This window comes from Leptolyngbya boryana PCC 6306, assembly GCF_000353285.1.
In the GTDB taxonomy this organism is placed as follows: Bacteria; Cyanobacteriota; Cyanobacteriia; order Leptolyngbyales; family Leptolyngbyaceae; genus Leptolyngbya; species Leptolyngbya boryana.
In genome coordinates, this window is record NZ_KB731324.1 from 2,399,521 (window position 1) to 2,423,985 (window position 24,465).

The window sequence follows — 24,465 nt, forward strand, 5'->3', positions numbered from 1 at the left end:
TAAAGATCTTCAGCACTGAACGGTGAGCGTAGCCGAAACGCGGCAGTTCAATTAGGAATTCGAGATAACCTTCGCCGCTGCTGCAATTCCTGCCCCAGGCGTAAAGCTGTCATAGCCCAACTCTTGCAAGGTCGCTTCTAGCGCCGCGATCGCGGTTAATAAATCTCGATCGCTGACAAATCCCAAGTGCCCAATTCGGAAGATTTTGCCTTTGAGATGGTCTTGTCCACCTGCCAGCGCAATATCAAATCGTTTCCGCATCACAGAGCGAATTTGTTCTGCATCGACTCCGTTTGGCATCACCGCAGTAATCGCTGGACTGCCACACTCATCTGCTGCGTACAAAGGCATATTCAACGCTTTTACAGCAGCCCGTGCAGCTTGGCGCAGGCGTTCATGACGCGCAAAAATATTCTCCAAGCCTTCAGCTTTCATCATTCTCAGCGCGGCTTGCATCGCGTAGAACAAATTAATCGCAGGCGTAAACGGCGTGGTATCTTTTGCGCTCGACTTGCGATACTTGCCTAAATCCAAATAGTACCGAGGCAGTTTTGCCGTCTTGTAGGCTTCCCAAGCTTTTGCGCTGACTGCAACAAATCCCAATCCAGGCGGGATCATGTAGCCTTTTTGTGAACCTGATGCCACCACATCCAAGCTCCACTCATCCACGGGCACGCTGGTTGCACCGAGGCTGGTCACGGTGTCTGCCATCATCAGCGCTCCATGTGCTTTGACATAGCTGCTGATCGTTTTGAGATCGTTGATCACACCCGTTGAAGTTTCACTATGGGTAACAATGACCGCTTTGATCTGCTTGTCAGTGTCACTTTCCAAGCGTTGTCGGAATGCTTCTGGATCAAGCGGTTTCCCCCAATCTACTGAGAGGCGTTCGGTTTGCAAACCATAGGCATCCGTCACTTCTGCCCATCGTTCGCCAAATTTTCCATTCGTCCCGACTAAAACGCGATCGCCTGGGCTAAGAAAATTAATAATCCCGGCTTCCATCGCGCCTGTGCCACTTGCTGCGAGGATTAAGACATCATTTTGCGTTTGGTGGAGCCATTTGAGATTTTGCGTGACTTCTGCCACAATTTTGCCAAAATCGCCGCTCCGGTGTCCGATCGGATGCTTTGCCATTGCCGATAAGACCTGTTCAGGGACAGGAGTTGGTCCCGGAATCATTAACATTAACTTGTCGTCCATGATGGGTTCCTTAGAAAGCTAGAAATTTACGCATTGATCCAGGATTACACAGATGGTTGAAAATTCGGGTTTCAGCGTTCAGAATTTAATCATGTATCGAGATTGATCATGATGAGATTTGTTTCGGAACCCTCTACTGCACTCAAAATTCAAAAAATGCGGGAGCGGGTGCAGTGGAAAGCCCCTAGTTTGCGCGATCGCGGAATTGATCAAACCCGTTTTGTCATTGATGATCCGCGCGAACAAAATGCTTTTTCTTTCTTGGTGATTGGTGATAGTGGATCGGGACGACACCCTGGGCATTTTCCCCAACGCCAAATTGCTGAGCAGATGTTGCTTCATAAGGACGAATGTCGGTTTGTTTTACATACTGGAGATGTCGTTTATCTTGTTGGCTCTAGTGAATTTTATCCCCAAAATTTTATTGAGCCTTACCGAGAATTTTTAGTTGGGGGAGAAACACCGACCAAGATTAAGTTTGATCAAATGGTGTTTAACTTCCCATTCTTACCTGTGTTGGGAAATCATGATTATTATGATTTAACCCTATTTTATGGTGTATTAGCTCAGGTTTCTTATCCATTGAGACTGTTATTACGAAAAAAGATTGATCTCGATATTCGTTTTCATGGATCTTATCAAGGAAAAGCATTTGCCCAAGCGTTCATGGATACGTTGTGGCTGAAAGACCCAATGCATTTAGCCGAACATCTCGATCGACATTACACGGCTGAAACTTCAACAGGACGGTGCTTAAAATACGAGCCTGGGTTATTTACTCGTTTGCCAAACCGCTACTATACGTTCCGTTACGGCGGGATTGATTTCTTTGCCCTCGACTCCAATACATTTAATGAGCCGATTGTGCCTTCGAGTACTCAAGAAGACCGTGGGAAATTACTCGATCGTCGTAACGAGATCGAGCAAGAAATGCAGCAATTGCTACAAGAACTCTCTCGCTTAAATGTCAATCAACCCGAACAGTCAGACGCAGCAGATGATATTCGCGTCAAACTTCAACAACTTGAAGAGATTCAGCTTGACATTGATAAGCAATTGAATACAGAAGCATCGGTGACAGATTATGAGCAGTTAGACTGGTTACGCGATCGCTTAATTGCATCCCTCAATTCTCCTGACGTGCGAGGCAGAATTATCTATTTTCATCATCCCCCCTATGTGACCGAGGCGACGAAATGGTATCAAGCACAAACTCATGCGGTGCGCTATCGATTGCGGCAGGTTTTTGATGATGTAGCGAAAGCGGTTGATATCAAGGAGCGCTCTATTGTTGATCTTGTGCTTACGGGTCACGCTCATTGTTTTGAGTACCTTCGGACGGTTGAGACTGGACATGCAGATTCCAATATTAATTGGGTGATCTGTGGTGGGAGTGGCTATAGTTTGCGACGACAACGAGAGGAGGGAACCGAGATTGAAGAAGACGATCGCATTGTGGCGAAGTCTCAACTTTTTGTCGGACGAACTGGGCAAGGAAAGGACAAACAGCGTCCTTATTCTTTTCTACGAATTGACGTGATGGATGGTGAACCTGTGAAATTTGTTCTGCGTCCTTATGTTTCGGAATGGTCGCAGCGGCAATGGCACGATCGAGCATTAGACCCGATTGTAATCGGCTGATGTTTGATGTGAATCAGATCATTCTTTGGATCAGCTTGATGCGGATCATTTGAATCTTTTGGCAGAAGTCATCTTAGATCATCAGTTCTACAACAGTCATAGTAGATCAATTTATTGAGAAGTCTATGTCTGTCGAAGATTTGAGAAAAAGTGACATGATGGCGCATTTACTGGATGCGTTAGATGCAGGTGAAAATATCGAGCATTATGGGCGTTTAGTTTTCGCAATGGTGGCTCGACATTTTCTTTCGCAAGAAGAGGTGATTGAGTACCTTCTGAAAGATGAAGAATGCAGTGAAGCGGAAGCAAAATCGCTTTATCAGCAGGTTCAAGGCAAAGATTACAATCCACCGAAACGAGATCGTGTTTTAGATTGGCAGCAGCATCAAAACTTTCCAATTTGTCCAAATCCTGATGATCTCGATGCTTGTAATGTCTATCGAGATCTAGAGTTTCCGCAACATGTTTACGAGCATATTTCTAGCTACTACGAGCAAAAAGCTTAATTGATCTCGTCGGAAGCTCACAGGCTGTTTGTATGATTGTCTTTGGCTTCCGATGAAGGATACAAGTATTCCTCATAGTCAGGATTCTTGCCCGGAGACATCAAGTAGAAGCCAAAAGACCAAAGCGCCGCAAGCAGAAATGAGATACTCGCGAAGATATAAATCCAACCTGCTACCCAGAATGGTAAGGGTATAGGAATACTGTACCCATTCGTGCTGAAAAAGAAGGTCGCAAACTCCAGTCCTTGAAGCGTGGGGGTGAAACAGCAGTATGCCAATAATCCCATTAAGAGGCTGACGACTGTAAACGCAATCATTCCAATCTTGCCGATCTCTCTGTCGTCATCTAGCATAAAGACCCTTATAGATTCTCGATAAATTCATCGGTTGTGACTTGTGCTTGATTGAGAATTCCGCTGAGTGTTCCAACCTTCAATTCCCGATGCAGGGGAACAACACATCCTACAGTGCCCTTGTCCGTCTTTTTTTGCATCACAACATGACTACCCGTTTGACGAATCTGCTCAAACCTAAGTGCTCTAATGCCCGAATTGCTTCTTTGCTTGAAATTCGTGGCAGTTTAGGCATAACTCACTTCAATGCTAGTGATGTATTTGGGCGATCCGTCAGGTATTGGAAATTCTTCAAGATACAGACGGGTTGCCTCTTTCAGTCCGGCAACAGCTTGTTCGATCGTTTCACCTTGATCAACTGTGCCAACTTCTGGGCATTCGGCAATATACATGTCGTCTTCTTTAGAGATAATGACTGTAAAGCTACGAGTTTTCATCGCATTCCCAAAACTCTACCTACATTAGTCAGCATAGCAAAGCCTCGGAATTTAGATTAATTCCGAGGCTTTGCTTCATTAAAAGCTAGACTAACCGCCCATTCCAGGGATCAATCCACCGCCTAAACGCTTCAATGCACGGGTGGCTACATCTGCATAACGCAACTCACCGCACATAATTTTGCCCAAACGATCGGTTGCAGTCGGACGTTTCACACCCACCTTGTACCCGATCCCCGGAACTCGATAAAACAGATTTGCTAATCGTTGTGCCCAAACCATATCGCTGCCCCACTCTTGCTGAATCACGTTGGTATATTCAGCAAGCGCGTTTGCATTGCCGTTGAGTGCTTGATCAATCGCTTCTGCCGCTTTCATGCCGCTAAACATCGAAGGACGAATGCCTTCTGCGGTCATTGGATCAACGATCGCTGCCGTTTCTCCAGCAAGGACTGCATTCTGAGTATGTAAGACTTGATCCCCGTCCCAAAATACGATCGGATGGGTATAAATCTGTGCGCCGCTCGTATTGAATCCAGCCTCTTTTGCATAATTCGACAAGGCTTTATCAAAGTCGGTCTTATCGTTGCCTCTAAATGATGCAGTTCCGGCACTGAACCCTTCGGATTTCGGTAAATTCCAGATAAATCCGTTCTTCAACATGCCGAAATCAAATTGAGCCGTTTGCCCGATCGCATGAGGTGCTTCCATGACTGCACCCATTTGCGTCTTGCGCTCTTTGAATCCGAGCCATTTCGCCATCAGACCCTTTGCACCATCTGCTGCAATTAGATACTTTGCTTCTAGAGATCCGGCGGTGGTCTGGACGAGCCAGAGATCGCCTTTAAATTCGATCCCCGTTACCGCCGTTCCGTCTCGAACTTCTGCACCGACTTGCTGAGCTTGTTTGATCACAAATTGATCAAACTCATCACGGCGTACCATCCACATCGGTTCAGGCGTTTCCAGTGTCGCATCGACCGGATCACCGAGCTTCCAGGTATAGCGGATTGTATTGACTTTGCGAGAAATGACGGGGCTGAAATCAAACTCGAACCATTGCGCGATCGCAGGTGAAACTCCGCCGCTACAGGGTTTGTAACGAGGCAGAGCGTCTTTCTCTAACACTAAAACTGAACGTCCGCGTTTTGCGAGATGGTAAGCAGCAGTTCCGCCGGCGGGACCTGCTCCAACAACAATACAGTCAAACATAAAGCTGGAAGTTCACTCCTACGTCAACGCTATCTAGGTCATTCAAACTTTCTCACCGCGATCCGAACTGTTTTAAGAATCCTCATAAGTGTGCGAGGTGAGGAATGTCATATCACTTAGAGCAATGTAACCTGTTTTGGCAGATTTTACCCTATAGATTTTCTTAGCCCACATTATTCAGAAGAACTTTTTGTATTTAACAATTACATTAAGTTTGACGAAAGCTTTGCGAATTCGCTATTTCAGGTAATCAAAAAAGTGTTTTGCTTCTATATAATTCAGGTTTTAATTATTTAGTTTTATCCCTTTTGATTCATCAAATCTATGAGTTTTCTTGCGAAATAAAGCCATTAAGTTTGTCAAAACTTCATCCTTGAGCGGGAATAATCATGAAGTATTTAAAAACTTACCGGGAGTCTCTGTAGTCTCCTGTAAGGGTGAAATGAAGGCTCATCAATCATTAGTTATCAAATCTGTTTGAGTGGAGACGGATGTGTTCTTAGGTTTCTATTGGCTGCGCAATTTTTACCATGATGCGTATGACTACGGCTACGAGTTGTTTCGAGGGATCACTAAAAATCCAAATTGGCTACTGATGCGGAAGTTAGGACGGTTTGGTGCAGTGCGATCGCTGATCCATCGGTTCAGATCCCGTGCAAGCGTGATCGCTCGATTTTCAGGCGAGTCTGCGTTTCCCGAAACTGCTCCTGAGACAGTCGTGCAGTCTTTAGTCAAGGACGGAATTTACTTAGGTTTGAATTTGCCGCCGGATCTGCGCGAAGACATCATTACTTATGCAAAGCAGTACCCTTGTTATGGCGATCGTAAACCGGAATATGGCTTTCACTACACCCGCAAGCGAGAAGCGCAACAATGGTATCACCGGGCATTTGTCACGGCGCACTATTTCAATACGGTGGAGAATTGTCCTGCGATCGAGCGGTTGACTCAAGATCCCACATTGTTGTCGATCGCAGCAGAGTATTTAGGAACCGAGCCAGTTTTGATTAGTAGTCAGCTTTGGTGGAGCTTTGCAACAGAAGCCTCTTTACACGCTCGTCGTAAAGCAGCGCAACTGTTTCATTACGATCTTGATGATTACCGCTTTATCAAATTCTTTTTCTATCTCACGAATGTCGATTCACTCACGGGTGCTCATGCCTGTATTCAAGGCACGCATCGTCGAAAACGATTTGCTCACGAATGGGTGAGAAAGCGATTTAGAGATTCTGAGATTGTTGAGACTTACGGAATCGATAAATTAGTGACAGTATGTGGCAATGCAGGGTTTGGGTTTGCCGAAGATACCTTGTGCTTCCACAAAGGAATGCCCCCGATTCGCCACGATCGCTTAATGCTACAAATCGAATTTGCCACGCACGATTACAAGATGCAGTCGGATCAAGTCGATCCGCAATCGCTCTACGTTTACTCAGCTTATTTAAAGAGCGATCGGGCTTTGGATCGAATTGTAGATTAGTACAGCACGATCAATCTGATGGGAGATAGGGAGAGGGTCTGAAATTAAGGTTATTGCCCCGCATCTCCCTACTTTGCACAATGAATGCAGGTGACGAAGTCACCCTTTGATTAATCGTTGATCCTGCCCGTTAACGGCGAACTCGCACTTGCATACGCCTTGACCGGAATTCGACCTGCTTGATATGCCAAACGACCGGCTTCAGCCGCTAATCCCATTGCCCGCGCCATTGCTGCCGGATTCGCTGCTTGAGCGATCGCGGTATTGATCAACAATGCGTCCGCACCAAATTCCATCGCTTGCGCTGCCTCACTGGGAGTCCCAATCCCTGCATCTACTACGACCGGAACCTTGGCATTCTCGATAATGATCTGAATGTTTGCCGCATTCCGAATCCCTTGACCTGAACCAATTGGAGACCCCAATGGCATCACGGTTGCGCATCCTACCTCTTCTAATCGCTTGGCCAGCAGTGGATCTGCATTGATGTAAGGCAGGACGGCAAAACCTTCTTTCACCAATTGTTCAGCCGCTTCTAGTGTGCCAATGGGATCAGGGAGAAGGTACTTCGCATCAGGAATCACTTCGAGTTTGACGAAATTATTGTCTTCTTGTCCCAACAGTTTCGCCATCTCACGCCCCAAGCGTGCCACTCGAATCGCATCTTCGGCGGTTTGGCAACCTGCGGTATTCGGGAGCATCCAAATCTTGTTCCAATCGATCGCTTCCGCGAGTCCTTCATGTCCAGGAGCCTGCGTTTGTACGCGCCGCACAGCGACTGTGACAATTTCACAGCCACTCGCATCAATACTTTGACGCATCTCATCGAAATTGCGATATTTTCCAGTTCCAGTCATCAAGCGGGAGCGAAATTTGCGTCCTGCGATGATTAAACTGTCCTCTAAATTCTTGTCTAGGGGTTTTTCTAAAGTTTGCATAATGCTGCCTCGATCGCGGATTGCGGATATCCATTATGCCGAAAATTGCCCCCTCCCAAACCTAGAGAATCTATGAAAACCGCGAATAATGGAAAGCTTCTAGGCGAGAGTCAGACTTTTGCGTGAGGACAAATTGCGCGATCGCACTACCCGTAATCGGAGCCAGTAAAATGCCATTCCGGTAATGCCCAGTTGCCAGCGTCAAATTTGTATAGGGACTTTCGCCCAAAATCGGAAGTTCATCCGGCGTTGCAGGTCGGAACCCTGACCAAATCTCTTGCAATGCAAAGTTCTGGATCGGGGGGTAAAGTCGTATGGCCTTTGCTAACAACGTGTGAATGCCGATCGCAGTATTGCCTCTCTGAAATCCAACATTCTCGCTAGTTGCGCCGATAATAATGCGCCCATTCTGACGCGGCACAATGTAAGCGTCTCCAAACAACACATGTTGCAAGGGCAGCCTTGCAGGGTCGGGAACTTGCACCGCAAGCATTTGACCTTTTCTGGGAAAAACGGGAATCGGCAGCAGTTCTTGTGCCCAAGCTCCGGTTGCCAGAACGTAATGATCGGCTTTCCAAGTTCCCTGATTTGTCTCTAGATAATTAATGTTGGTATCAAATGCAAATCGCTCAACATTGATTCCGGTTTGAATTTCGACTCCTAGCTCTTTTGCTGCTATCCACAGCACTTTTGCTAGCGCGCGATTATCCACTTGCGCGTCGTGCGGGAACCAGTAGCCTCCAACGACTTCTTCACCAAGGTCTGCTTGATGCGCGAGTAGGCTGGCTCGATCGAGCCATTGATCATGGGCACTGAGTTGATACCGTGGTGCAAGAATGCCACAAGCCCAATATCCAGCATTCATTCCGGTTAAAGATTCGAGCTTATGAATCCAATCGGGGTAGCGCGCCCGACTCTCTAGACAAAAATCGAGCATCGGACTGGGCGGAAGTTCTTCTGCTTGAGGCGCGAGCATTCCTGCTGCTGCATGAGTTGCCCCTTCAGCAAAATCGCGGCAGAGAATGGTCACTGCCGCGCCTTGAGATTTAAGTTCGATCGCGATCGCGAGTCCGATAATACCGCCACCGATGATCAACACCTCACGTTGCATCGATTACCAAGCTCCTCGAATTGCGGGTCGTGTTGTGGCTCCGCTCGGTCTGGTTGTGCTGCCTGTCGAAGTGCCTGAGTTAGCAGTACTCGTTCCCGGAGCATTTGCCAAGTCTCCAATCGTGGAAGAACCATTCCCCGATGTTGTTCCATTCGGATTTAACGGCTGAGTTGTTGTCGGAGGGTTGAAGTTCGCGATCGTGGTGCGCGAGGCATCCAGATCTGAGATGGGAGGACGATCTTGGGGAACTTGTGCTGCCACTTGATTGATTGAGCGATCGCTAAAAGGTAAGGCTCCTGCAATTCGCAAAATCCATAACAATGCGATTAAGACCAATCCCCCACCCACAATTCTTCCAGTCGGATTCATAACACTTGCCTGACGTAATGTTTCTTTTCTAGAAAGCCCGATCGCGGGCAAAAAACGCTCTTTGTGTAAAGTATAGCGCTAGGGTTTGCGCCCCAATAATTGTACTGTTCTATGATTTTATCGCTCTAGCCAAATGGAGCGACTCTTCTAATCTTTTGAAAAGTCCAGGATAATGAGAAACCCGCCAGTTTGAGGATGCACTCACGCGCATAGCCTTGGCGGGTTTTGTTACTTCTACTGTGCTATTCAGTGATCATGATGTCAATTTATCGTTAACGCTGAAGCAGGCATTATTCCCATTGAATCGCGTCATCTTGTCCCCAAAATCCACTGTGTTTTGTAACCCGAATATCACCTAACACGCGAACTTGACAGGCTAAACGACGAGATTTTTCAGGATTGTGGGGTGGCAGAGAAAGGCGAGTTTTTTCGCGCCATTCCATCGGCGAAACTTCTCCTTCAATTTCAACTGAACAGGTTCCGCAAGTTCCGAGGCCGTGACAGTTAATCACAGTAGAACCGCCATTGTAGAGATCAATTCCGTTTTTGAGCAAAACTTGACGTAAATTTGCACCGGATTCACATTCAATCGTCTTTCCCTGGGCTGTAATTTGCGGCATTTCGCACCTCGTTGAATTAAGTTTTGCAAATGGTCACTCTGGAAGGTTTCTCAGTCTTTCAGAATAGGAAGCTGTCTTAATTTTTTTAGAGTCAAACGTATGACTCCAATCTCTTTATCGATTTACGATACAACATTGCGCGATGGTGCTCAGCGAGAAGGGATTTCATTTTCAGTCGAAGACAAGATCCGCATTGCGCGAGAACTCGATCGACTCGGGATTCCATTTATCGAAGGCGGATGGCCCGGAGCAAATCCCAAAGATGTGCAATTCTTCTGGCACCTCAAAGAGCAACCGCTGAGTCAGGCTGAAATCGTTGCGTTCTGCTTCACTCGCCGTCCTGGAAAGACGGCTGCAACTGATCCAATGTTGCAGCCGATTTTAGCAGCCGGAACAAAGTGGATCACGATTGTTGGCAAGTCCTGGGATTTGCATGTCACCGAAGGCTTACAAACTACGCTCGATGAAAATCTTGCGATGATTCAAGACACGATCACGTATCTCAGAAGCCACGATCGCCAAGTCATTTATGATGCAGAGCATTGGTTTGATGGTTATAAGCACAATCGAGAGTATGCGCTTGCAACCTTGAAAAGCGCGATCGCAGCAGGAGCAGAATGGATAACTCTCTGCGATACCAATGGCGGAACATTACCGCATGAGATTGAGCAGATTGTGAGAGATGTGAGAAATGCAGTTGGAGATGTGAAAATCGGCATCCATCCGCATAATGACTGTGATTTGGCGGTTGCAAATGCGATCGCGGCGGTCAATGCTGGCGCAACGATGGTTCAAGGCACGATCAACGGCTATGGTGAACGCTGCGGCAATGCCAATCTTTGCTCGGTGATTCCGAACTTGCAATTGAAATTAGGCTATGACTGTTTACCCGCTGAGCAGCTCGCGACGCTGGCTCAAGTCAGTCGCATTGTCAGTGAGGTCGCAAATCTTGCGCCAGATGATCATGCAGCATTTGTCGGATTGTCTGCATTTGCCCACAAAGGCGGATTGCATGTCAGCGCAGTGCAGCGTAATCCAATTACTTACGAGCATTTGCAGCCAGAACTGGTAGGGAACGGTCGGCGAATTGTGATTTCAGAGCAAGCCGGAATTAGCAACATCCTGGCAAAAGCAAAATCTTTGGGATTCAATCTCGATCGTCAAGATCCCACCTGTCGGGAGATTCTTGAATCGTTGAAGCATCTAGAGCAAGATGGCTATCAGTTTGAAGCCGCAGAAGCGAGCTTTGAATTGCTGATTCGGCAGGCTTTGGGAGAGAGAAATGCACCCTTTGAAGTTCGAGGATTTCAGGTGCATTACGACATGATGGCAGAGGCAGCCCCAACGCATAGTTATTGTGGACGCGCGCGATCGCTAGCAACGGTGAAAGTTGCGATCGCAGGCAAAGAAATTCTGGAAGCCGCAGAAGGGAATGGACCTGTTTCTGCTTTAGACGCAGCCTTACGCAAAGCCTTGATCACGGTCTATCCTGAGATTGAAACCTTTTACCTCACAGACTACAAAGTTAGAATTCTCGATGGTGCAGCGGGAACTTCCGCCAAAACGCGTGTGCTCGTTGAGTCAAGTAACGGTGTTCAACGTTGGGCAACGGTAGGAGTCTCAGGAAATATCCTGGAAGCGTCCTATCAAGCTGTCGTTGAAAGTTTAGAGTATGGGCTATTGTTGCAACAACGTGCTCAATCACCATTGCCTAGTAGACTTCTTGCATAGTTTGCTTTGGCGGATTTCATCCGCAGGGTCTAGATGCGAGGCTTTAGAACTTGCATAGACATATCCCTGTCAAGGGATTGCAACACGATCGATGCACCCTACGATCGACTATCTTGCTAAAATTGGAGGGCATCCAATTCTGGTTTCATAAGCAGTACAACTGCTTAGAAAATACGGGGCGCATCTTAATCTAGAAATAGATTCAGGGTAGATTTACGGATCGGGAAATCAAGAAACAATAAATTTCAATGCTTCCCGGTGTATGTACGGCAATCCGAAAGCGAATTGTTGAAACGACTTGTCAAAAACTCAAAAAAGTAAGCTAATATTAGTAGCTGGAATGGCAATGCGCCGTAAGAAACAGACACCTCCTCAGTGATATGTCTTCTGGCTGTAGCCCGTATGCAACATTTGTAAAACTCAATTGAATTTTGGTAAATCAAAGGTATGAACCTACAGGTTGCTCATCCGATGGAGAAGTTGCAGCGTCAAGTTCAAAAATTAGTGGACTCGAAGCTGCTGAAGCCAAATGATAGTCTTTGGAAAATCGCACTGCTTTATGGGGATGATTGGAGCTTTTGGAAACAAGAATTAGAAGCATTCGAGTTTTCAATGAAAGATCCGGTCAGTGAACTATTAGCGGTTGAAAGTTGGGAAGAAGACTAATTTGTTTGAAACGGGCGATCCATTTGAGTTTCCCCCGTTTTGCTATAGATATGATTTTGCAGATTGCAGATCAAATTCGATCGCGGTTTCAGTCTCCACCTTTTCTAATTGGCATCTCTGGCTTTGGCGGCTCTGGAAAAAGTACGCTTGCTAGAGAACTCGCTCAACAATTAGAAAGCGTTGAGACTGTTTCGATCGACGAATTCTGGCTTCCCGATTGCAATGTTCTATCCGAAGATTGGATTGTGTTCGATCGAGATCGACTCAGACAGCAAGTCATTATTCCAGCCCATCAAAATCAGCCCATTACCTATCAAGTCTTCGATTGGGAACAAGGCAAGTTAGGAAACTTAAAACAGCTTCCTGCCTCAAATTATTTGATCATTGAAGGCATCAGCGTACTCCATCCAGATTTATGCTCCTATTATGGGTTCACAATCTGGGTTGATTGTCCTTTGGAACTCGCTCAGGCTCGCGGTCTAAACCGGGGAAAGACAGAATACAACATTGATGAATCCGAAATTTGGATCAATTGTTGGACACCCAACGATCGTGCTTATTTCGAGAAATATCGTCCTGACTTAAAAGCAGATTATCTCTACCGCAACTGATCCAAATTGGGGCGAACCTTAGCTCGAACTGCGATCGCGGTAATATTGTCGTGCCCATTGTATTGATTTGCCAACTCAATCAAATTCGCGACACTCTGATCCAGATTGGTCTGCGAACTCAACATTGGGTCAATATGGCTTTGCCAATACGTTTCCAGCAGATCATTATCAGTTAAGCCATCCGATGCCAGAATGAGCACCATATCTTCGTTAATTTCAAAGAACTGCACATCTGGATTCACAAAATACTCGTCCCGTGGTCCTAATGCCTGAGTCAGTTGGTAGGCATCTGGGCGACCGTATGCGATTTCAGGCTCAACGCCTCGTAGAATTTCGCGTTGTCCCACTTCATGATCGAGCGTCACTTGTTGCAAACCGAGCTTGCGGGTATAGCGATACATGCGACTATCTCCGACATGCGCGACTGCGGCTTCCGTATCTTGAACCAGCAGCATGACTAGAGTCGTCCCCATTCTGCCACTGCCTGATTTTAGTCCTTCCTGATTGACGTTATAAATCGCCTTATTCGCCTGCTGAATCGCATCCCGAATGACATCTGCCGCAGGCAACTTGGCAGGAATTTTGCCTGCATCAATCTCGCGCCAATATTGCCGGAAGAATGCTCTGAGAGAATCCAGCGCCATTTGGCTTGCCACTTCTCCACTGGCATGTCCGCCCATGCCATCGCACAGGATGTACAGCCCACGTGCTTTCACTAATCTGCCTGTAGGAGACTGTACCTTATCAATGATTGCATCGATCCCGAAGCAATCCTCGTTGTGAGTTCGCTGCCGTCCAATATCGGTTCGACCTGCATCGTCAAGGCTAAACAATAGCATCGGCAGCACGATCGTAGGCATATCATCGCCTTCTGAATCTGGCTCCGAATCGGCAAATACCGTGACGATCTCTTCAGGTGGAACTTCGGAGTTGGGAATCGGAGCTTGGGGAAAATCGGGCACTTGTGGGTCAGACATGATCTCAATCTCAGAGTCAATTAAATCAGCTTGGGTTTCTTGGGCGATCGCTTTTAGCCGTGATCTTAATTGGTCAGGTGTGGAAACAGATTCGGTACAGAGATCAGCAATCAGGAAATGCAAAGACGCAGATTGAGTCTGAGTCAATTGAGCAAGCAGTGTTTGCCAGATTGTACCCAAGTTTCGCAGGGTCGGCGCAGTTGCGCTGTTGGGTAGCAGTTGTTCGAGACACAGCAGGTGATCTTCATCGAGTCGAAGATTGGGCAAACTCAGCAAGCTCTGAGTCAGGTGATGGGGTTCGAGAACTTCCCAGAGATCCACCATTTCATAAAACCAATGCAGAATTTGCAGCATCGGAATTTGCTTATTGTGCTTGAGAAAGGTAGCGAGTTGAGTGAACTGAGATCGCGCTTCTAACACCAGAAAGTCTCGCTCTTCCTCATGCCAGGCGTTGTAAAGCAAGGGCAGAATTTGATGTAAGTAGGGTTCTAATTCGAGATAAGGTATGGCACTCGTTGGCGGGACATCAATCATCGCAGGTTTGAGCGGTTCGCGATCGAGAACTTGAATCAGCGATTGGGTCGCGTCGAGAATTTGATAGCGTGACTCAAGTTGCCAAGTCCCTCCTGGAGGAATGACTGCTATCGATCGCACGGTTCCCGTAATCGCGCCGCATTTTGGGCATTCATAAGTACTCCAATCGACCAGTGCATCACAATTGGGGCAGGGTTTTTCAACTAATGAAGTTCCGCACGCCTGACAAAAGTTATGCTCTTCTGGGTTCTCAAATTGGCATTGAGGGCAAACCAGCATTCCAAATTCCTCGGTTCCCGATCGGGAAGTTTTCTCAATCTTACTCAGTCTTTTTCAGGGTGTAGCAATTTTAGCCTACGTTGTCTCGGTTCGGGTGGGGGGAGTGGGAGTGGGGAAGTAGGGGATAAATTCTTTTTCCTACTCCCCACTCCCTACTCCCTACCTCTTCTAAATCAACCTTCATCATTTAAAATGAATAAACCTTTTTACAGGCGTATGATTTGCCATGACTACTGCTGCTCCCGCTAAAACTCAGTATGAAGCGATTATCGGTCTTGAAACTCATTGCCAGTTAAACACTGAGACCAAGATTTTTTCCGATAGCTCAACCAAGTTCACCACTGATCCGAACGTCAATATCGATCCTGTGTGCATGGGAATGCCAGGGGTATTGCCCGTTTTGAATCAGAAAGTGCTGGAATATGCAGTTAAGGCTGGGCTAGCGTTAAATTGCCAAATTGCACCCTACAGTAAGTTCGATCGTAAACAGTATTTTTATCCTGACCTACCGAAAAATTACCAAATCTCACAATACGATTTGCCGATCGCAGAACATGGCTGGATCGAAATCGAACTGACTGACAACAAAGGCAAACCGCTGTTGGATGAAAACGGCAAAGCGAAGACAAAACGCATTGGGATCACGCGACTGCATATGGAAGAAGATGCAGGCAAACTGGTGCATGGAGGCAGCGATCGACTGGCGGGATCAACCTATTCTCTGGTTGATTACAACCGTGCGGGTGTGCCTTTGTGTGAGATTGTCTCGGAACCCGATCTGCGTACCGGATTAGAAGCGGCTGAATATGCGCAAGAAATTCGCCGGATCATGCGCTATCTCGGAGTCAGCGATGGCAACATGCAGGAAGGCTCACTGCGCTGTGATGTGAATGTGTCCGTCCGTCCGATTGGGCAAGAAGAATTCGGTGTGAAAGTCGAGATCAAGAATATGAACTCGTTTAGCGCCATTCAAAAAGCGATCGATTACGAAATTGAACGGCAAATTGCTGCGATCGAGAACGGTGAAAAGATTGTTCAAGAAACTCGATTGTGGGAAGAAGGCGCACAACGCACGATTAGTATGCGGATCAAAGAAGGATCCAGCGATTATCGCTATTTCCCGGAACCTGATTTAGGTCCGATCGAGGTTGCTCCGACGCAATTAGCAGAGTGGAAATCTCAACTGCCGGAATTGCCGAATCAGAAACGGCATCGGTATGAAGATGAGTTAGGGCTATCCGCTTACGATGCGAGAATCTTGACCGAGGACAAAGCGATCGCGGACTATTTTGAAGCAGCGATCGCAGCGAAAGCAAATCCCAAACTGGCAGCTAATTGGATTATGGGAGATATCAGTGCTTATCTAAATCAGGAGCGACTGAGTATTTCTCAATTGGCATTGCAGCCTGAAACCTTGGCGGAATTGATTGCCCTGATTGAAGACGGCACGATCAGTAACAAAATTGGGAAAGATGTCTTGCCAGAATTACTGACCACAGGTGGCTCGGCAAAGGAACTGATCGAGAAGAAAGGACTGATTCAAATTTCAGATACGGGCGCGATCGAAGCAGCGATCGATGCCGTTCTGGCAGCGAATCCGAATGAGCTAGAACAGTATCGCGCCGGGAAGACGAAGCTTTTAGGATTCTTTGTGGGTAAGGTGATGAAGGAAACCGGAGGACGGGCAGATCCAAAACTGACCAATCAACTCTTGGCAAAGAAGCTGAATCAAGGCTAAGGTGAAGTCGCAATTTGATCAGGCTCTAAGTGCGATTTGTACTCAGTAGACACATCAAACGCATCATTGTGCTTGCTTCACCGCAAAAACACTGATTTTTGTGAAGCCTTATCGAAAGATCCATGTATTTTTTACGAAGATCCGCTGAGAGGGGTTTTACCCCTCACCCCATTAATGGCATACTGTGATAAGTAGATGCACCCTGATGACAGGGGGGACTCGCCAACCGCGACCCTCCTTTTTTCTTTTTAAAGCCGAATTCCGAGTTGGCTTGCAAAGGAAATCAGAAAATGGAACCTGAGAGAAGCGTCTGATTTCCTCGCCAAAACACTAGCCTTCCATCATAACTCCCGATATAATCGCGGTTCAGGAATTAGAGAGAGGGCTACACTTCATGGCAGACTGGCAGCAAATCTCAGGCGGTATTACAGCACCTAAAGGCTACAAGGCAGCAGGAATTACTGCAGGACTCAAACCCTCCGGCTTACCCGATCTCACTCTCATCGTCTCAGAGGTAGACGCGATCGCGGCTGGAGTTTTCACTACAAGTCAAGTCCGCGCCGCTTGCGTCGATTACTGTCGAGAACGTCTTCAAACTAAATCCACCACTCGCGCGATTCTTTGTAATGCAGGACAGGCGAATGCTGCAACAGGCGCACAAGGCATGATCGATGCGCTCGAAAGCGCTCAAGCAGTCGCGCAAGCTTTAAATATTTCCTCGGATATGGTGTTGCTCGCATCAACAGGCGTGATCGGTCAACGCATTAAAATGGATGCGCTGAAATCCGGCATTCCGAATCTGGTTGCGAGTCTGAGTGAAACCGGAAGTGATGCGGCTGCAAAATCGATCGTGACCACAGATTTAGTCACGAAATCGATTGCTTTAGAAACCACGATCGGCGATCGCCCTGTTCGGATTGGTGGAATTGCTAAGGGATCGGGAATGATTCACCCGAATATGGCAACAATGTTGGCATTTGTCACTTGTGATGCTGCTGTGTCTTCTCATCTGTGGCAGCAAATGTTAAGTCGAGCTGCCGATCGCAGTTTTAATCAAATTACTGTGGATGGTGATACTAGTACGAATGATAGTTTGATTGCTTTAGCGAATGGTCAGTCAAGAACGCCTGCGATTACGGAAGCGGGAGCTGAAGCGGATAAATTAGAAGCGATGCTGACAGAAGTCTGTATTCATTTGGCAAAAGCGATCGCGAGAGACGGAGAAGGCGCGACTTGTTTGATTGAAGTTCAGGTATCGGGTGCAAGTGATGATGAATCGGCTCGGAAAGTTGCAAGAACGATCGCGGGATCTTCATTAGTTAAATCTGCGATTTTTGGACGCGATCCGAATTGGGGCAGAATTGCGGGAGCAGCAGGACGAGCAGATGTGATTTTTGATCAAGAAGAGTTGCAGATTACGCTTGGTGAGTTTGTGTTATTAAAAGATGGTCAGCCCCAATCGTTCGATCGCGTTGCGGCAAATGAATATTTGAAGCAACAGGCGGCGAAGAATTTAGACGGCGATCGCCAAGTTTTGGATCAGCCTGTGGTGATTGGAGTCAAGATTGGCAATGGTTCAGGCAGTGGAAAGGCTTGGGGTTGTGACCTGAGTTATGACTATGTAAAAATCAACGCGGAGTATACAACCTGATCAAAGGGTTCCGCAAATGGGCATTTCAACAATGGCACTTCCGAATGGCAAGCGAGTTTACTACTTGCGGAAACAGGAAGTGCCTGTTGTTTATGGACAGGTTCAACAATACGTTCGGAATGGGATTGAGCTACATCCAGGCGACATGTTGTTTGATGTTGGGGCAAATATTGGGTTATTTAGCCTTTGGGCGGCTGAGCAGTGTCAAAACGATTTACAGATTTATGCATTTGAGCCGATTCCAGAGGTCTTTCAAGTTTTAAAGCGCAATGCACAACTGCTGCCACAGAACAGGATGAAGGTGTTTGAGTGTGGACTCGCGCAAGCATCGAAATCCGTTGTATTTGATTACTATCCAAATCTAACCATTCTCTCGACGGCTTACTCTGACTCTTGGGAACAAACCCGATCGACGATTCGCCAAACGATCACGACTTCACTTGCCAACCCATCGGATGATGAACCCGCTGATATCACTCTGTTACGACGATTTCCATCTTTTTTGCGATCGCTGCTGGTCAATTTCAAGTTGAATCAGCTATTACGGGTCAAGTCGGTTCGTTGCCAGATGCGATCGCTGTCTGACATCATTCGCGATCACGACGTTCAACAGATTGATCTGCTGAAGATTGATGTTGAGGGTAGCGAATTAGATGTGCTCCTGGGAATTGAATTACAAGATTGGCATAAGATTCAGCAAATTGTAGTTGAAATTCACAATCGAGCGCAGCGAGTTGACCAAATTGCTACGTTACTCAAACAGCAGGGCTTTAGCAAAATTACGATCGAGCAAGAACCCATGTTTCAAGATACAGAGGTCTTTAATCTGTATGCTATTCGTTAGATTACTGCGATCGCAGTTGTGCTTCTAAGGCTTTGCCAATTCGATCTTGTGCTTCTTCTAAATGAGCTTTGGTGTAAATGTCTCGATCATTGACTTTCCGCATGGCTCGATCGATCGATTTCTGCAATTTTCTCAATTCATAGCGCGCGACCGTGCGAGCATCTTCAGGAACCTCAACTTCGCGCAGAATCATCGAAATCATGGCATTCATGTACTGCCGTTGCAGTGCCCGCCGCAATCCTGAGAGTTTGAGATTATCTTTGGGATTGGTCACTTCTCCCCAAATGCTCGATTGCAGACTGTCAAACAAGTCAGGAATCGTCAGTGTTGGTTGTCCTGCTTGCACTCGCAATTCGGAATCTCTGAGACGAGCTAAGCGATCGTAGTTCAGCAGGTCATACAAAACAATGCTCTGCAAAAACAGAATATTGTCATGAATCGGATAGTCCAGGTTCGAGGTTGGCTCACTGCCCCAATGTGCCCAGCGAGAAGGTGCTAGCTTATTCAGCAAATCCGGCGAAAATCGGAAAGGCTCTTCACTAAAAACATACTGATTAATCAAAGCTAAAGCTTGGCGTTGTTGCTCAACGGAGACTGGCTCAAAGGGTAATCTCCCCTTGGCATCTCCTGCTTTGAATCGGTTGAAATACTGTCCACCAATGTATTCTGGTAAAAAGAGCGAGTACTGGAAGTAGTAGTCAAGTACGGCATTAAAAGCAACCCGCACTTCATTAAAACTATCTCCTTCGACTGGAAATCGCTGGTTGACTCGATTCCACATTTCTCGCGCATTCGTTAGCTGCCACTGCGCATAAGTCAGTAAATCTCCACTGAGATCGAAGACGTTGACTTTTGGATCAAGCGTTGTCACGTCTTCATCGGTTGCATAGGCAAGCTCAGGAGTCGGAGCACGTTGAGCGATTTTATCGAGTTCGCGCTTTTCGGCTTGGGGAACTTTTGCATCGATCGGGGTGTAGCCGTATTCGATCGCCCATTCGTCGTAGGCTCCAACTCGATGGGTAAAGTAATCGCCTTGCTTTGTGCCGAGGGGCGCAAGATTCACAGGTGCGTAGTCCATCACAGAAGCTGTTAACCCGCGCTGCTGTGTAATTGCGGGATTGTTTAACTCTTCTGGTTTAAGCATTGCGCTCGCATGGAAATTGTGCCGCAGTCCTAGAGTATGACCGACTTCGTGAGCAATCAATTCACGCATGAATTCTTGAGCAAATGCTTTGCGCTCAGGACTGCTTGGCAATTCATTTTGCATAATTCCTAAAAACATATTGCCGACAGCAAATTGTTTAGCAGTATCGACGCCAAAACATAGGTCTTGATAGTTGCCGAGATGAGATCCGAATCGCAAGCGAGGAATCGGTTTCTTTTCTTGTGCTTTGGCTGTTTGCGCCAGTGATCGCGCTGCCATACCATAGTTACAGAGGTTAGCATTTCCGACTAATTGCGACACGAAAGGCGCTGTTCGCATTTGGTTTTGCTCAACCAAAGTCCGATAGTCTTCTTTCATGACCCGAGTAAAGTCGGCAGACACCATGATGTCGGCATCGAGAATCTCACCGGTTAGCGGATTGACGCGCGATGGTCCCATTGCAAAGATTGCATCATTACTATTGAACCAGCGAATCGTGTTGTATCGGACATCTGCCGGGTCCCAGTCGGCTTGATCAGGCATCTGTTTTACTTCGATCGCATCTTTAAATCCAGCTTTCTCAAAGGCTTGATTCCAGAACAATGCTCCATCTCGAACTGCATCGCGATACTCTAATGGCACGCTGTTTTCGATCCAAAATACGATCGGCTGTTTGGGTTTCGACACAGGAGCGGCTGGATCTTGCTTTTGTAAGTTCCAGCGATTGATATAGCGAACAAAAGGTCGTCTAGAATTGTCGTTTGTGAAATCTTTATAGGCAGTAATAAAGTAGCCGATGCGATCGTCAGCAAGCCGAGGACGATAGCCGTTATTTTCTGGCAGTTGAGACAAGCTATAGCGAACTCTCAGCGAAAAAGCTCGACTGTCCGGCAACGTGTTGATGTAAGTGGGTGCATCAACACCTTTATCTCCGCCTGTAAAGCCAAACACAGATTCGACTTCTACATTTTGAGGGAATGCTTTGACTGTTTCAAAGTACGAAGCGCTTGCTTCTGGACTGTAAGAGCCGCCTAATGTTGCAGAGAGAACGGGTAACAATCCAGGCAGATCAGAGAGGAGTAATGGATTGAGTTCGACTAAAAAGCTTTTGCGCTCGGCATGGATACTCCGAATCGACAAAGACTGTAGCACAGAGTCGCTAAACGATCGCTGAATCGATCGCTCAATCGGCAGACCGCGCTCGGCTCGGAAGTAAATATTGGGAACGACAAATTGAATATTGTTGTTGACTCGCCGGAAGGTGAAGAGAAAATCTCCGATCGGTAAACCGCTATAAATTCCACTCTGTCCGATGCCCGATTCGAGCGTCATCGTAGCCAGATAGTTGCGTTCTAGCTGATCGGGCAGGATTTCCGCAAACAGTTTCCCGTTTTTCTCATTGCGGTAGAGCGTGAATAATCCTTTGATCGTTTTTGTTTCTTTGATCACATCGTCAAACGGTCGAAGCTGCGATCGATCTGGCTCAGCAGTCGGTTTCTGGGCGGGTTTAGCGGAGGATTGACCCATACTTGGGACAATCCAGGGAATGCTAGCTGGCAACATCACTAACATTAACCCCAGCAGAAAAGCCAGGAACCTTGATGCTCGTTTCATTCGTGCGCTCTACTCTTCGGACAACCGTGGACGATGTTCGATCGATACTATCCCGCTCTTACGTACTTGAGTGGGATCAATCAAAAATTTAAGAGATTTTTAATCTCACTTACGATACACGGTTTAGCCCGGATTGAGCATGAACTTCTGAGCATTAACTTCCAGTTGAACAGTAATACCGCTCGCCAATTCGCCACAATTTGAGTGAGACCCCTAGGAAAATAAAGCCAGCGATTGGAGAAACATAACACACCCACAACGGGACTGAAAATTCAGCAGCTTTATTTAAAACAGCGAGCAGCGGAAAGTAGCTGACACAAGCGAGCGGAATCAAAAAAGTAAAGAATCGCTGGAACCATTTGCGATAGATCGAAAACGGATATTGCGCCGTTTCGACTCCGCCGTAAGTAAGGATATTCATGATTTCGAGCGATTCAATTGTCCAAAAGGTCAGCGTCGCCTGCACAATCACAATTCCAACAAATAGCGCAATACTGCCGAGCCAAGCGGTAAGGAGCAGCCATACTGTAGACAGAGATAAAGGAATCTGCAAAGTAGAGAGCGACCAACCTAGCACCGCTAATCCTTGGAGTAGGCGACCCATTCGCTTTAAGGTAAATTCCGTTCCGAGAAGTTGTAAAACCGTCGATCGCGGACGTAGCAATAAGCGATCGAATCCGCCGTCTCGAATCAGTTTGCCAAACAGGTCAAAACCTCGCGCGATCGCATCGGCACAGGCAAACGCAGTGTTAACCGTGCCATAGAACAGCGCAACTTCAGCCAGTGTCCAGGTTCCAAGTTGGTTGAAGCGATTGAACAATGTCCAGATAGCAAAGAACTCGATCGCTGTTCCACCGAATTGTCCGATCAGTTGCAGTAAGAAAGAGACTTTGTACTGCATTTGAGCTTGAAATGAGACAGAGATATATCGTAAGTAAAGCTGTAAAGCATTCATCTCTAGCCTCCTTGGATAATCAGTCGATTCACGCCTCGACTGACGAGAAATCGCCCTAATCCGATGAGCACAACAATCCAAACGGTCTGATGAAGCAAAACATTGAGCAGTGCTTCGGGCGGTAGATTGCCTGTAAACAGGCGAAAGGGCTTATCGAGCAAACCAGAAAAGGGCAGAATTGCCAAAATGGGCTTGAACCAATCTGGAAACAAGGGCAATGGCACAATCATGCCCGACAAGATGGTGACTAAAGTTGGAGCCATTTGATTCAGTCCCTCTCCAGAAAGTGTCCACATCATTGAAACGGTCAGCAGCATGGTGAGAGCCGCAGAAAGTAGAATTGCTCCCATGAAAGTCAGCAAGAAAGCACCCAAAGATGCAACCGAAGGAGGCGGAGCTAATGCCCATTCAGCCAGTCCAATTTGCGGGAATAGCACCATTGTCAGGATGAGTAAAGGCAAGGCACGCAGTACGATCGGAGCTGTTCGCATGGCTAAAGCACGAGTTAGCCAGAAGTTATACAGATCCGTTGGGCGCAGCAAATCATATCCGACTGCTCCAGAGCGAATCAGTTCTTGAATTTCGCGATCGCCCGACCAAGGCACGATCGCAAACAGAAAAGCTTGTCCGAGCCAGATATATCCCAATGTTTCTTGCAACGTGATCGGTTGAGCGGTCGTCGATTGCTGAAAAAAAGCTTCTAGTACCATGACTTTCAGCAATCCCCAGAAAAACTGAGTGCCAATTCCTGCCAAAGCTGCGGCGCGATATTGCAGTAAGAGCGAAAATCGCGCAACAAAGAGCGATCGATAAGCATTCATCTTGCACCTCTATACAGTTCAGCGACAATTTCCTCGATCGGCGGATTCTCAACAAACAAATCCTCAACCTCATAGCGCTCTGTGATTTTCTGAATCAAAGTCGCAGCAGAGATTTGCAACGGATCAAAAGCGAGTGTGATCGTATGACCTTCTTGATTTAAAACACTGACTCCTGGTGTTTCAAATTGAAACTGATCGGTTTTGAGATCAATCTTGAGATAGCGACGTGATGAAACTTGCGATCGCAGTTTTGCCAGCGACCCATCACAGAGAATCTCACCATTGCCGATAATGATCACGCGATCGCAGAGGGCTTCAATATCATCCATGTCATGAGTTGTGAGAATGGTCGTCACTTGATGCCCTTGATTCAGGGATTTGATAAATTTCCGTACTGATAATTTTGAAACTGCATCGAGTCCGATCGTTGGTTCATCGAGAAAGAGAATATCTGGTCGATGCAACATGGCAGCCGCAAAATCACAGCGCATTCTTTGTCCTAAACTCAATTGCCGCACGGGAGTATTCAGCAGGCTTTCTAAGTTCAAGAGTTCGATCATTTCTGCGCAGGTCGATCGATAAACCGATTCAGGCACGCGATAGATATCTCGTAGCAATTCAAACGATTCGATCACGGGCAAATCCCACCAAAGCTGAGTGCGCTGACCAAAGACAACGCCAATCCGCCCCACATGCTGAATGCGATCTTTCCAAGGAGTCCGTCCTCCAATCAAACAAGTGCCACCTGAAGGAACGAGAATGCCGCTCAAAATCTTAATCGTGGTCGATTTGCCCGCGCCATTTGGACCGATGTATCCCACGAGTTCTCCTGGCTCAACCGAGAACGAAATACCTTTTAAGGCTTGAACTGCTTTCGTTTTTCGATCGAACAGTCCCCGCACTGATCCCCAAAGTCCAGATGTTCGTTCAGATAAGTAAAAGGTCTTGCTGAGGTCTTTGACAACGATATGAGACATAAAGTCCAGCTAAAGACAGCAGAGAAATCATAAATCCTCTCTTATTCTGATGA

At 46.9% G+C, this 24,465-nt stretch carries 23 protein-coding genes; 9 read left to right on the top strand and 14 right to left on the bottom strand.

Annotation, left to right across the window (positions count from 1 at the left end; genetic code table 11):
- Positions 1-51: 51 nt before the first annotated feature.
- Positions 52-1,203 (bottom strand): pyridoxal-phosphate-dependent aminotransferase family protein, encoded by a 1,152-nt coding sequence (locus LEPBO_RS0112055; protein ID WP_017287823.1) that lies wholly within the window; start codon positions 1,201-1,203, stop codon positions 52-54.
- 108 nt (positions 1,204-1,311) lie between these two features.
- Here LEPBO_RS0112055 and LEPBO_RS0112060 point away from each other — a divergent pair, with 108 nt between their 5' ends.
- Both LEPBO_RS0112060 and LEPBO_RS0112065 read left to right on the top strand, forming a co-directional pair.
- Positions 1,312-2,844: a metallophosphoesterase family protein gene (locus LEPBO_RS0112060; RefSeq protein WP_017287824.1), complete on the top strand. Its 1,533-nt coding sequence runs from the start codon at positions 1,312-1,314 to the stop codon at positions 2,842-2,844.
- 125 nt (positions 2,845-2,969) lie between these two features.
- Entirely contained in the window at positions 2,970-3,350 is a 381-nt protein-coding gene (locus LEPBO_RS0112065) for a hypothetical protein (protein ID WP_017287825.1), read from the top strand.
- A 17-nt stretch (positions 3,351-3,367) separates the two neighbouring features.
- Here the strand turns inward: LEPBO_RS0112065 and LEPBO_RS0112070 are convergent, their stop codons facing one another.
- The 4 genes from LEPBO_RS0112070 to LEPBO_RS0112085 form a co-directional block, all read right to left on the bottom strand.
- Positions 3,368-3,703: a hypothetical protein gene (locus LEPBO_RS0112070; RefSeq protein WP_017287826.1), complete on the bottom strand. Its 336-nt coding sequence runs from the start codon at positions 3,701-3,703 to the stop codon at positions 3,368-3,370.
- Positions 3,704-3,711: 8 nt separating this feature from the next.
- The gene (locus LEPBO_RS45060; RefSeq protein ID WP_017287827.1) at positions 3,712-3,843 is read right to left on the bottom strand and encodes a type II toxin-antitoxin system HicA family toxin; all 132 of its coding nucleotides are present in this window, start codon (positions 3,841-3,843) and stop codon (positions 3,712-3,714) included.
- 87 nt (positions 3,844-3,930) lie between these two features.
- Positions 3,931-4,140, bottom strand: coding sequence for a type II toxin-antitoxin system HicB family antitoxin (locus LEPBO_RS0112080; protein ID WP_017287829.1), 210 nt, complete (start codon positions 4,138-4,140; stop codon positions 3,931-3,933).
- Between the two features lie 90 nt (positions 4,141-4,230).
- Entirely contained in the window at positions 4,231-5,352 is a 1,122-nt protein-coding gene (locus LEPBO_RS0112085) for a geranylgeranyl reductase family protein (RefSeq protein ID WP_017287830.1), read from the bottom strand.
- Positions 5,353-5,845: 493 nt separating this feature from the next.
- Between LEPBO_RS0112085 and LEPBO_RS36920 the strand changes: the two genes are divergently transcribed.
- Positions 5,846-6,832 carry a hypothetical protein gene (locus LEPBO_RS36920; protein WP_144056191.1) on the top strand — a complete coding sequence of 329 codons (987 nt, stop codon included), beginning with the start codon at positions 5,846-5,848 and terminating at the stop codon, positions 6,830-6,832.
- Between the two features lie 110 nt (positions 6,833-6,942).
- Here LEPBO_RS36920 and LEPBO_RS45065 read toward each other — a convergent pair whose 3' ends face one another.
- The 4 genes from LEPBO_RS45065 to LEPBO_RS0112110 all read right to left on the bottom strand — a co-directional run bounded on the left by LEPBO_RS45065 (position 6,943) and on the right by LEPBO_RS0112110 (position 9,870).
- On the bottom strand, positions 6,943-7,770 hold the full coding sequence (locus tag LEPBO_RS45065; protein ID WP_017287832.1) for a thiazole synthase: 828 nt from the start codon (positions 7,768-7,770) through the stop codon (positions 6,943-6,945).
- Between the two features lie 70 nt (positions 7,771-7,840).
- On the bottom strand, positions 7,841-8,881 hold the full coding sequence (gene thiO / locus LEPBO_RS45070) for a glycine oxidase ThiO (protein ID WP_017287833.1): 1,041 nt from the start codon (positions 8,879-8,881) through the stop codon (positions 7,841-7,843).
- A 3-nt stretch (positions 8,882-8,884) separates the two neighbouring features.
- Positions 8,885-9,250 carry a hypothetical protein gene (locus tag LEPBO_RS0112105; RefSeq protein WP_017287834.1) on the bottom strand — a complete coding sequence of 122 codons (366 nt, stop codon included), beginning with the start codon at positions 9,248-9,250 and terminating at the stop codon, positions 8,885-8,887.
- A gap of 290 nt (positions 9,251-9,540) precedes the next feature.
- Positions 9,541-9,870: a 2Fe-2S iron-sulfur cluster-binding protein gene (locus LEPBO_RS0112110; protein WP_017287835.1), complete on the bottom strand. Its 330-nt coding sequence runs from the start codon at positions 9,868-9,870 to the stop codon at positions 9,541-9,543.
- Between the two features lie 99 nt (positions 9,871-9,969).
- Between LEPBO_RS0112110 and cimA the strand changes: the two genes are divergently transcribed.
- From cimA to LEPBO_RS0112125, 3 genes are all read left to right on the top strand, one after another.
- Positions 9,970-11,601: a citramalate synthase gene (gene cimA, locus LEPBO_RS0112115; protein ID WP_017287836.1), complete on the top strand. Its 1,632-nt coding sequence runs from the start codon at positions 9,970-9,972 to the stop codon at positions 11,599-11,601.
- 447 nt (positions 11,602-12,048) lie between these two features.
- Positions 12,049-12,267 (top strand): DUF4327 family protein, encoded by a 219-nt coding sequence (locus LEPBO_RS0112120; RefSeq protein ID WP_017287837.1) that lies wholly within the window; start codon positions 12,049-12,051, stop codon positions 12,265-12,267.
- A 50-nt stretch (positions 12,268-12,317) separates the two neighbouring features.
- Positions 12,318-12,878, top strand: a complete 561-nt coding sequence (locus LEPBO_RS0112125; protein ID WP_017287838.1) for a uridine kinase family protein — start codon at positions 12,318-12,320, stop codon at positions 12,876-12,878.
- On the opposite strand, the gene LEPBO_RS0112130 is transcribed toward LEPBO_RS0112125, so the two are convergent.
- On the bottom strand, positions 12,866-14,668 hold the full coding sequence (locus LEPBO_RS0112130) for a serine/threonine phosphatase (RefSeq protein WP_017287839.1): 1,803 nt from the start codon (positions 14,666-14,668) through the stop codon (positions 12,866-12,868). The genes LEPBO_RS0112125 and LEPBO_RS0112130 overlap by 13 nt on opposite strands.
- 226 nt (positions 14,669-14,894) lie before the next feature.
- Here LEPBO_RS0112130 and gatB point away from each other — a divergent pair, with 226 nt between their 5' ends.
- The 3 genes from gatB (at position 14,895) to LEPBO_RS0112145 (ending at position 18,901) form a co-directional block, all read left to right on the top strand.
- Positions 14,895-16,406 carry an Asp-tRNA(Asn)/Glu-tRNA(Gln) amidotransferase subunit GatB gene (gene gatB / locus LEPBO_RS0112135; protein WP_017287840.1) on the top strand — a complete coding sequence of 504 codons (1,512 nt, stop codon included), beginning with the start codon at positions 14,895-14,897 and terminating at the stop codon, positions 16,404-16,406.
- A 394-nt stretch (positions 16,407-16,800) separates the two neighbouring features.
- Positions 16,801-18,057, top strand: coding sequence for a bifunctional ornithine acetyltransferase/N-acetylglutamate synthase (gene argJ / locus LEPBO_RS0112140; RefSeq protein ID WP_017287841.1), 1,257 nt, complete (start codon positions 16,801-16,803; stop codon positions 18,055-18,057).
- A 16-nt stretch (positions 18,058-18,073) separates the two neighbouring features.
- Complete coding sequence (locus LEPBO_RS0112145; protein WP_225903960.1) at positions 18,074-18,901, top strand: FkbM family methyltransferase; 828 nt, start codon at positions 18,074-18,076, stop codon at positions 18,899-18,901.
- 1 nt (position 18,902) lies between these two features.
- Here LEPBO_RS0112145 and LEPBO_RS0112150 read toward each other — a convergent pair whose 3' ends face one another.
- The 4 genes from LEPBO_RS0112150 to LEPBO_RS0112165 form a co-directional block, all read right to left on the bottom strand.
- Positions 18,903-21,659 (bottom strand): zinc-dependent metalloprotease, encoded by a 2,757-nt coding sequence (locus tag LEPBO_RS0112150; protein ID WP_036044560.1) that lies wholly within the window; start codon positions 21,657-21,659, stop codon positions 18,903-18,905.
- A 154-nt stretch (positions 21,660-21,813) separates the two neighbouring features.
- The gene (locus LEPBO_RS0112155) at positions 21,814-22,614 is read right to left on the bottom strand and encodes an ABC transporter permease (RefSeq protein WP_017287844.1); all 801 of its coding nucleotides are present in this window, start codon (positions 22,612-22,614) and stop codon (positions 21,814-21,816) included.
- A 2-nt stretch (positions 22,615-22,616) separates the two neighbouring features.
- A complete protein-coding gene (locus LEPBO_RS0112160; protein WP_017287845.1) occupies positions 22,617-23,435 on the bottom strand; it encodes an ABC transporter permease in 819 nt (272 codons plus the stop codon).
- Positions 23,432-24,412: an ABC transporter ATP-binding protein gene (locus LEPBO_RS0112165; RefSeq protein WP_017287846.1), complete on the bottom strand. Its 981-nt coding sequence runs from the start codon at positions 24,410-24,412 to the stop codon at positions 23,432-23,434. The genes LEPBO_RS0112160 and LEPBO_RS0112165 overlap by 4 nt, the downstream gene beginning before the upstream one ends.
- Between the last annotated feature and the right edge of the window lie 53 nt (positions 24,413-24,465).

Coding starts and splice junctions, on each gene's coding strand:
- LEPBO_RS0112160 (WP_017287845.1), bottom strand. CDS start 23,435: ATGAATGCTTATCGATCGCTCTTTGTTGCGCGATTTTCGCTCTTACTG.
- LEPBO_RS0112155 (WP_017287844.1), bottom strand. CDS start 22,614: ATGAATGCTTTACAGCTTTACTTACGATATATCTCTGTCTCATTTCAA.
- LEPBO_RS0112060 (WP_017287824.1), top strand. CDS start 1,312: ATGATGAGATTTGTTTCGGAACCCTCTACTGCACTCAAAATTCAAAAA.
- LEPBO_RS0112130 (WP_017287839.1), bottom strand. CDS start 14,668: ATGCTGGTTTGCCCTCAATGCCAATTTGAGAACCCAGAAGAGCATAAC.
- LEPBO_RS0112110 (WP_017287835.1), bottom strand. CDS start 9,870: ATGCCGCAAATTACAGCCCAGGGAAAGACGATTGAATGTGAATCCGGT.
- LEPBO_RS0112070 (WP_017287826.1), bottom strand. CDS start 3,703: ATGCTAGATGACGACAGAGAGATCGGCAAGATTGGAATGATTGCGTTT.
- LEPBO_RS45065 (WP_017287832.1), bottom strand. CDS start 7,770: ATGCAAACTTTAGAAAAACCCCTAGACAAGAATTTAGAGGACAGTTTA.
- cimA (WP_017287836.1), top strand. CDS start 9,970: ATGACTCCAATCTCTTTATCGATTTACGATACAACATTGCGCGATGGT.
- LEPBO_RS0112165 (WP_017287846.1), bottom strand. CDS start 24,412: ATGTCTCATATCGTTGTCAAAGACCTCAGCAAGACCTTTTACTTATCT.
- LEPBO_RS0112125 (WP_017287838.1), top strand. CDS start 12,318: ATGATTTTGCAGATTGCAGATCAAATTCGATCGCGGTTTCAGTCTCCA.
- LEPBO_RS0112055 (WP_017287823.1), bottom strand. CDS start 1,203: ATGGACGACAAGTTAATGTTAATGATTCCGGGACCAACTCCTGTCCCT.
- LEPBO_RS0112085 (WP_017287830.1), bottom strand. CDS start 5,352: ATGTTTGACTGTATTGTTGTTGGAGCAGGTCCCGCCGGCGGAACTGCT.
- LEPBO_RS0112150 (WP_036044560.1), bottom strand. CDS start 21,659: ATGAAACGAGCATCAAGGTTCCTGGCTTTTCTGCTGGGGTTAATGTTA.
- LEPBO_RS0112080 (WP_017287829.1), bottom strand. CDS start 4,140: ATGAAAACTCGTAGCTTTACAGTCATTATCTCTAAAGAAGACGACATG.
- argJ (WP_017287841.1), top strand. CDS start 16,801: ATGGCAGACTGGCAGCAAATCTCAGGCGGTATTACAGCACCTAAAGGC.
- LEPBO_RS45060 (WP_017287827.1), bottom strand. CDS start 3,843: ATGCAAAAAAAGACGGACAAGGGCACTGTAGGATGTGTTGTTCCCCTG.
- LEPBO_RS0112065 (WP_017287825.1), top strand. CDS start 2,970: ATGTCTGTCGAAGATTTGAGAAAAAGTGACATGATGGCGCATTTACTG.
- LEPBO_RS0112105 (WP_017287834.1), bottom strand. CDS start 9,250: ATGAATCCGACTGGAAGAATTGTGGGTGGGGGATTGGTCTTAATCGCA.
- LEPBO_RS0112120 (WP_017287837.1), top strand. CDS start 12,049: ATGAACCTACAGGTTGCTCATCCGATGGAGAAGTTGCAGCGTCAAGTT.
- gatB (WP_017287840.1), top strand. CDS start 14,895: ATGACTACTGCTGCTCCCGCTAAAACTCAGTATGAAGCGATTATCGGT.
- thiO (WP_017287833.1), bottom strand. CDS start 8,881: ATGCAACGTGAGGTGTTGATCATCGGTGGCGGTATTATCGGACTCGCG.
- LEPBO_RS0112145 (WP_225903960.1), top strand. CDS start 18,074: ATGGGCATTTCAACAATGGCACTTCCGAATGGCAAGCGAGTTTACTAC.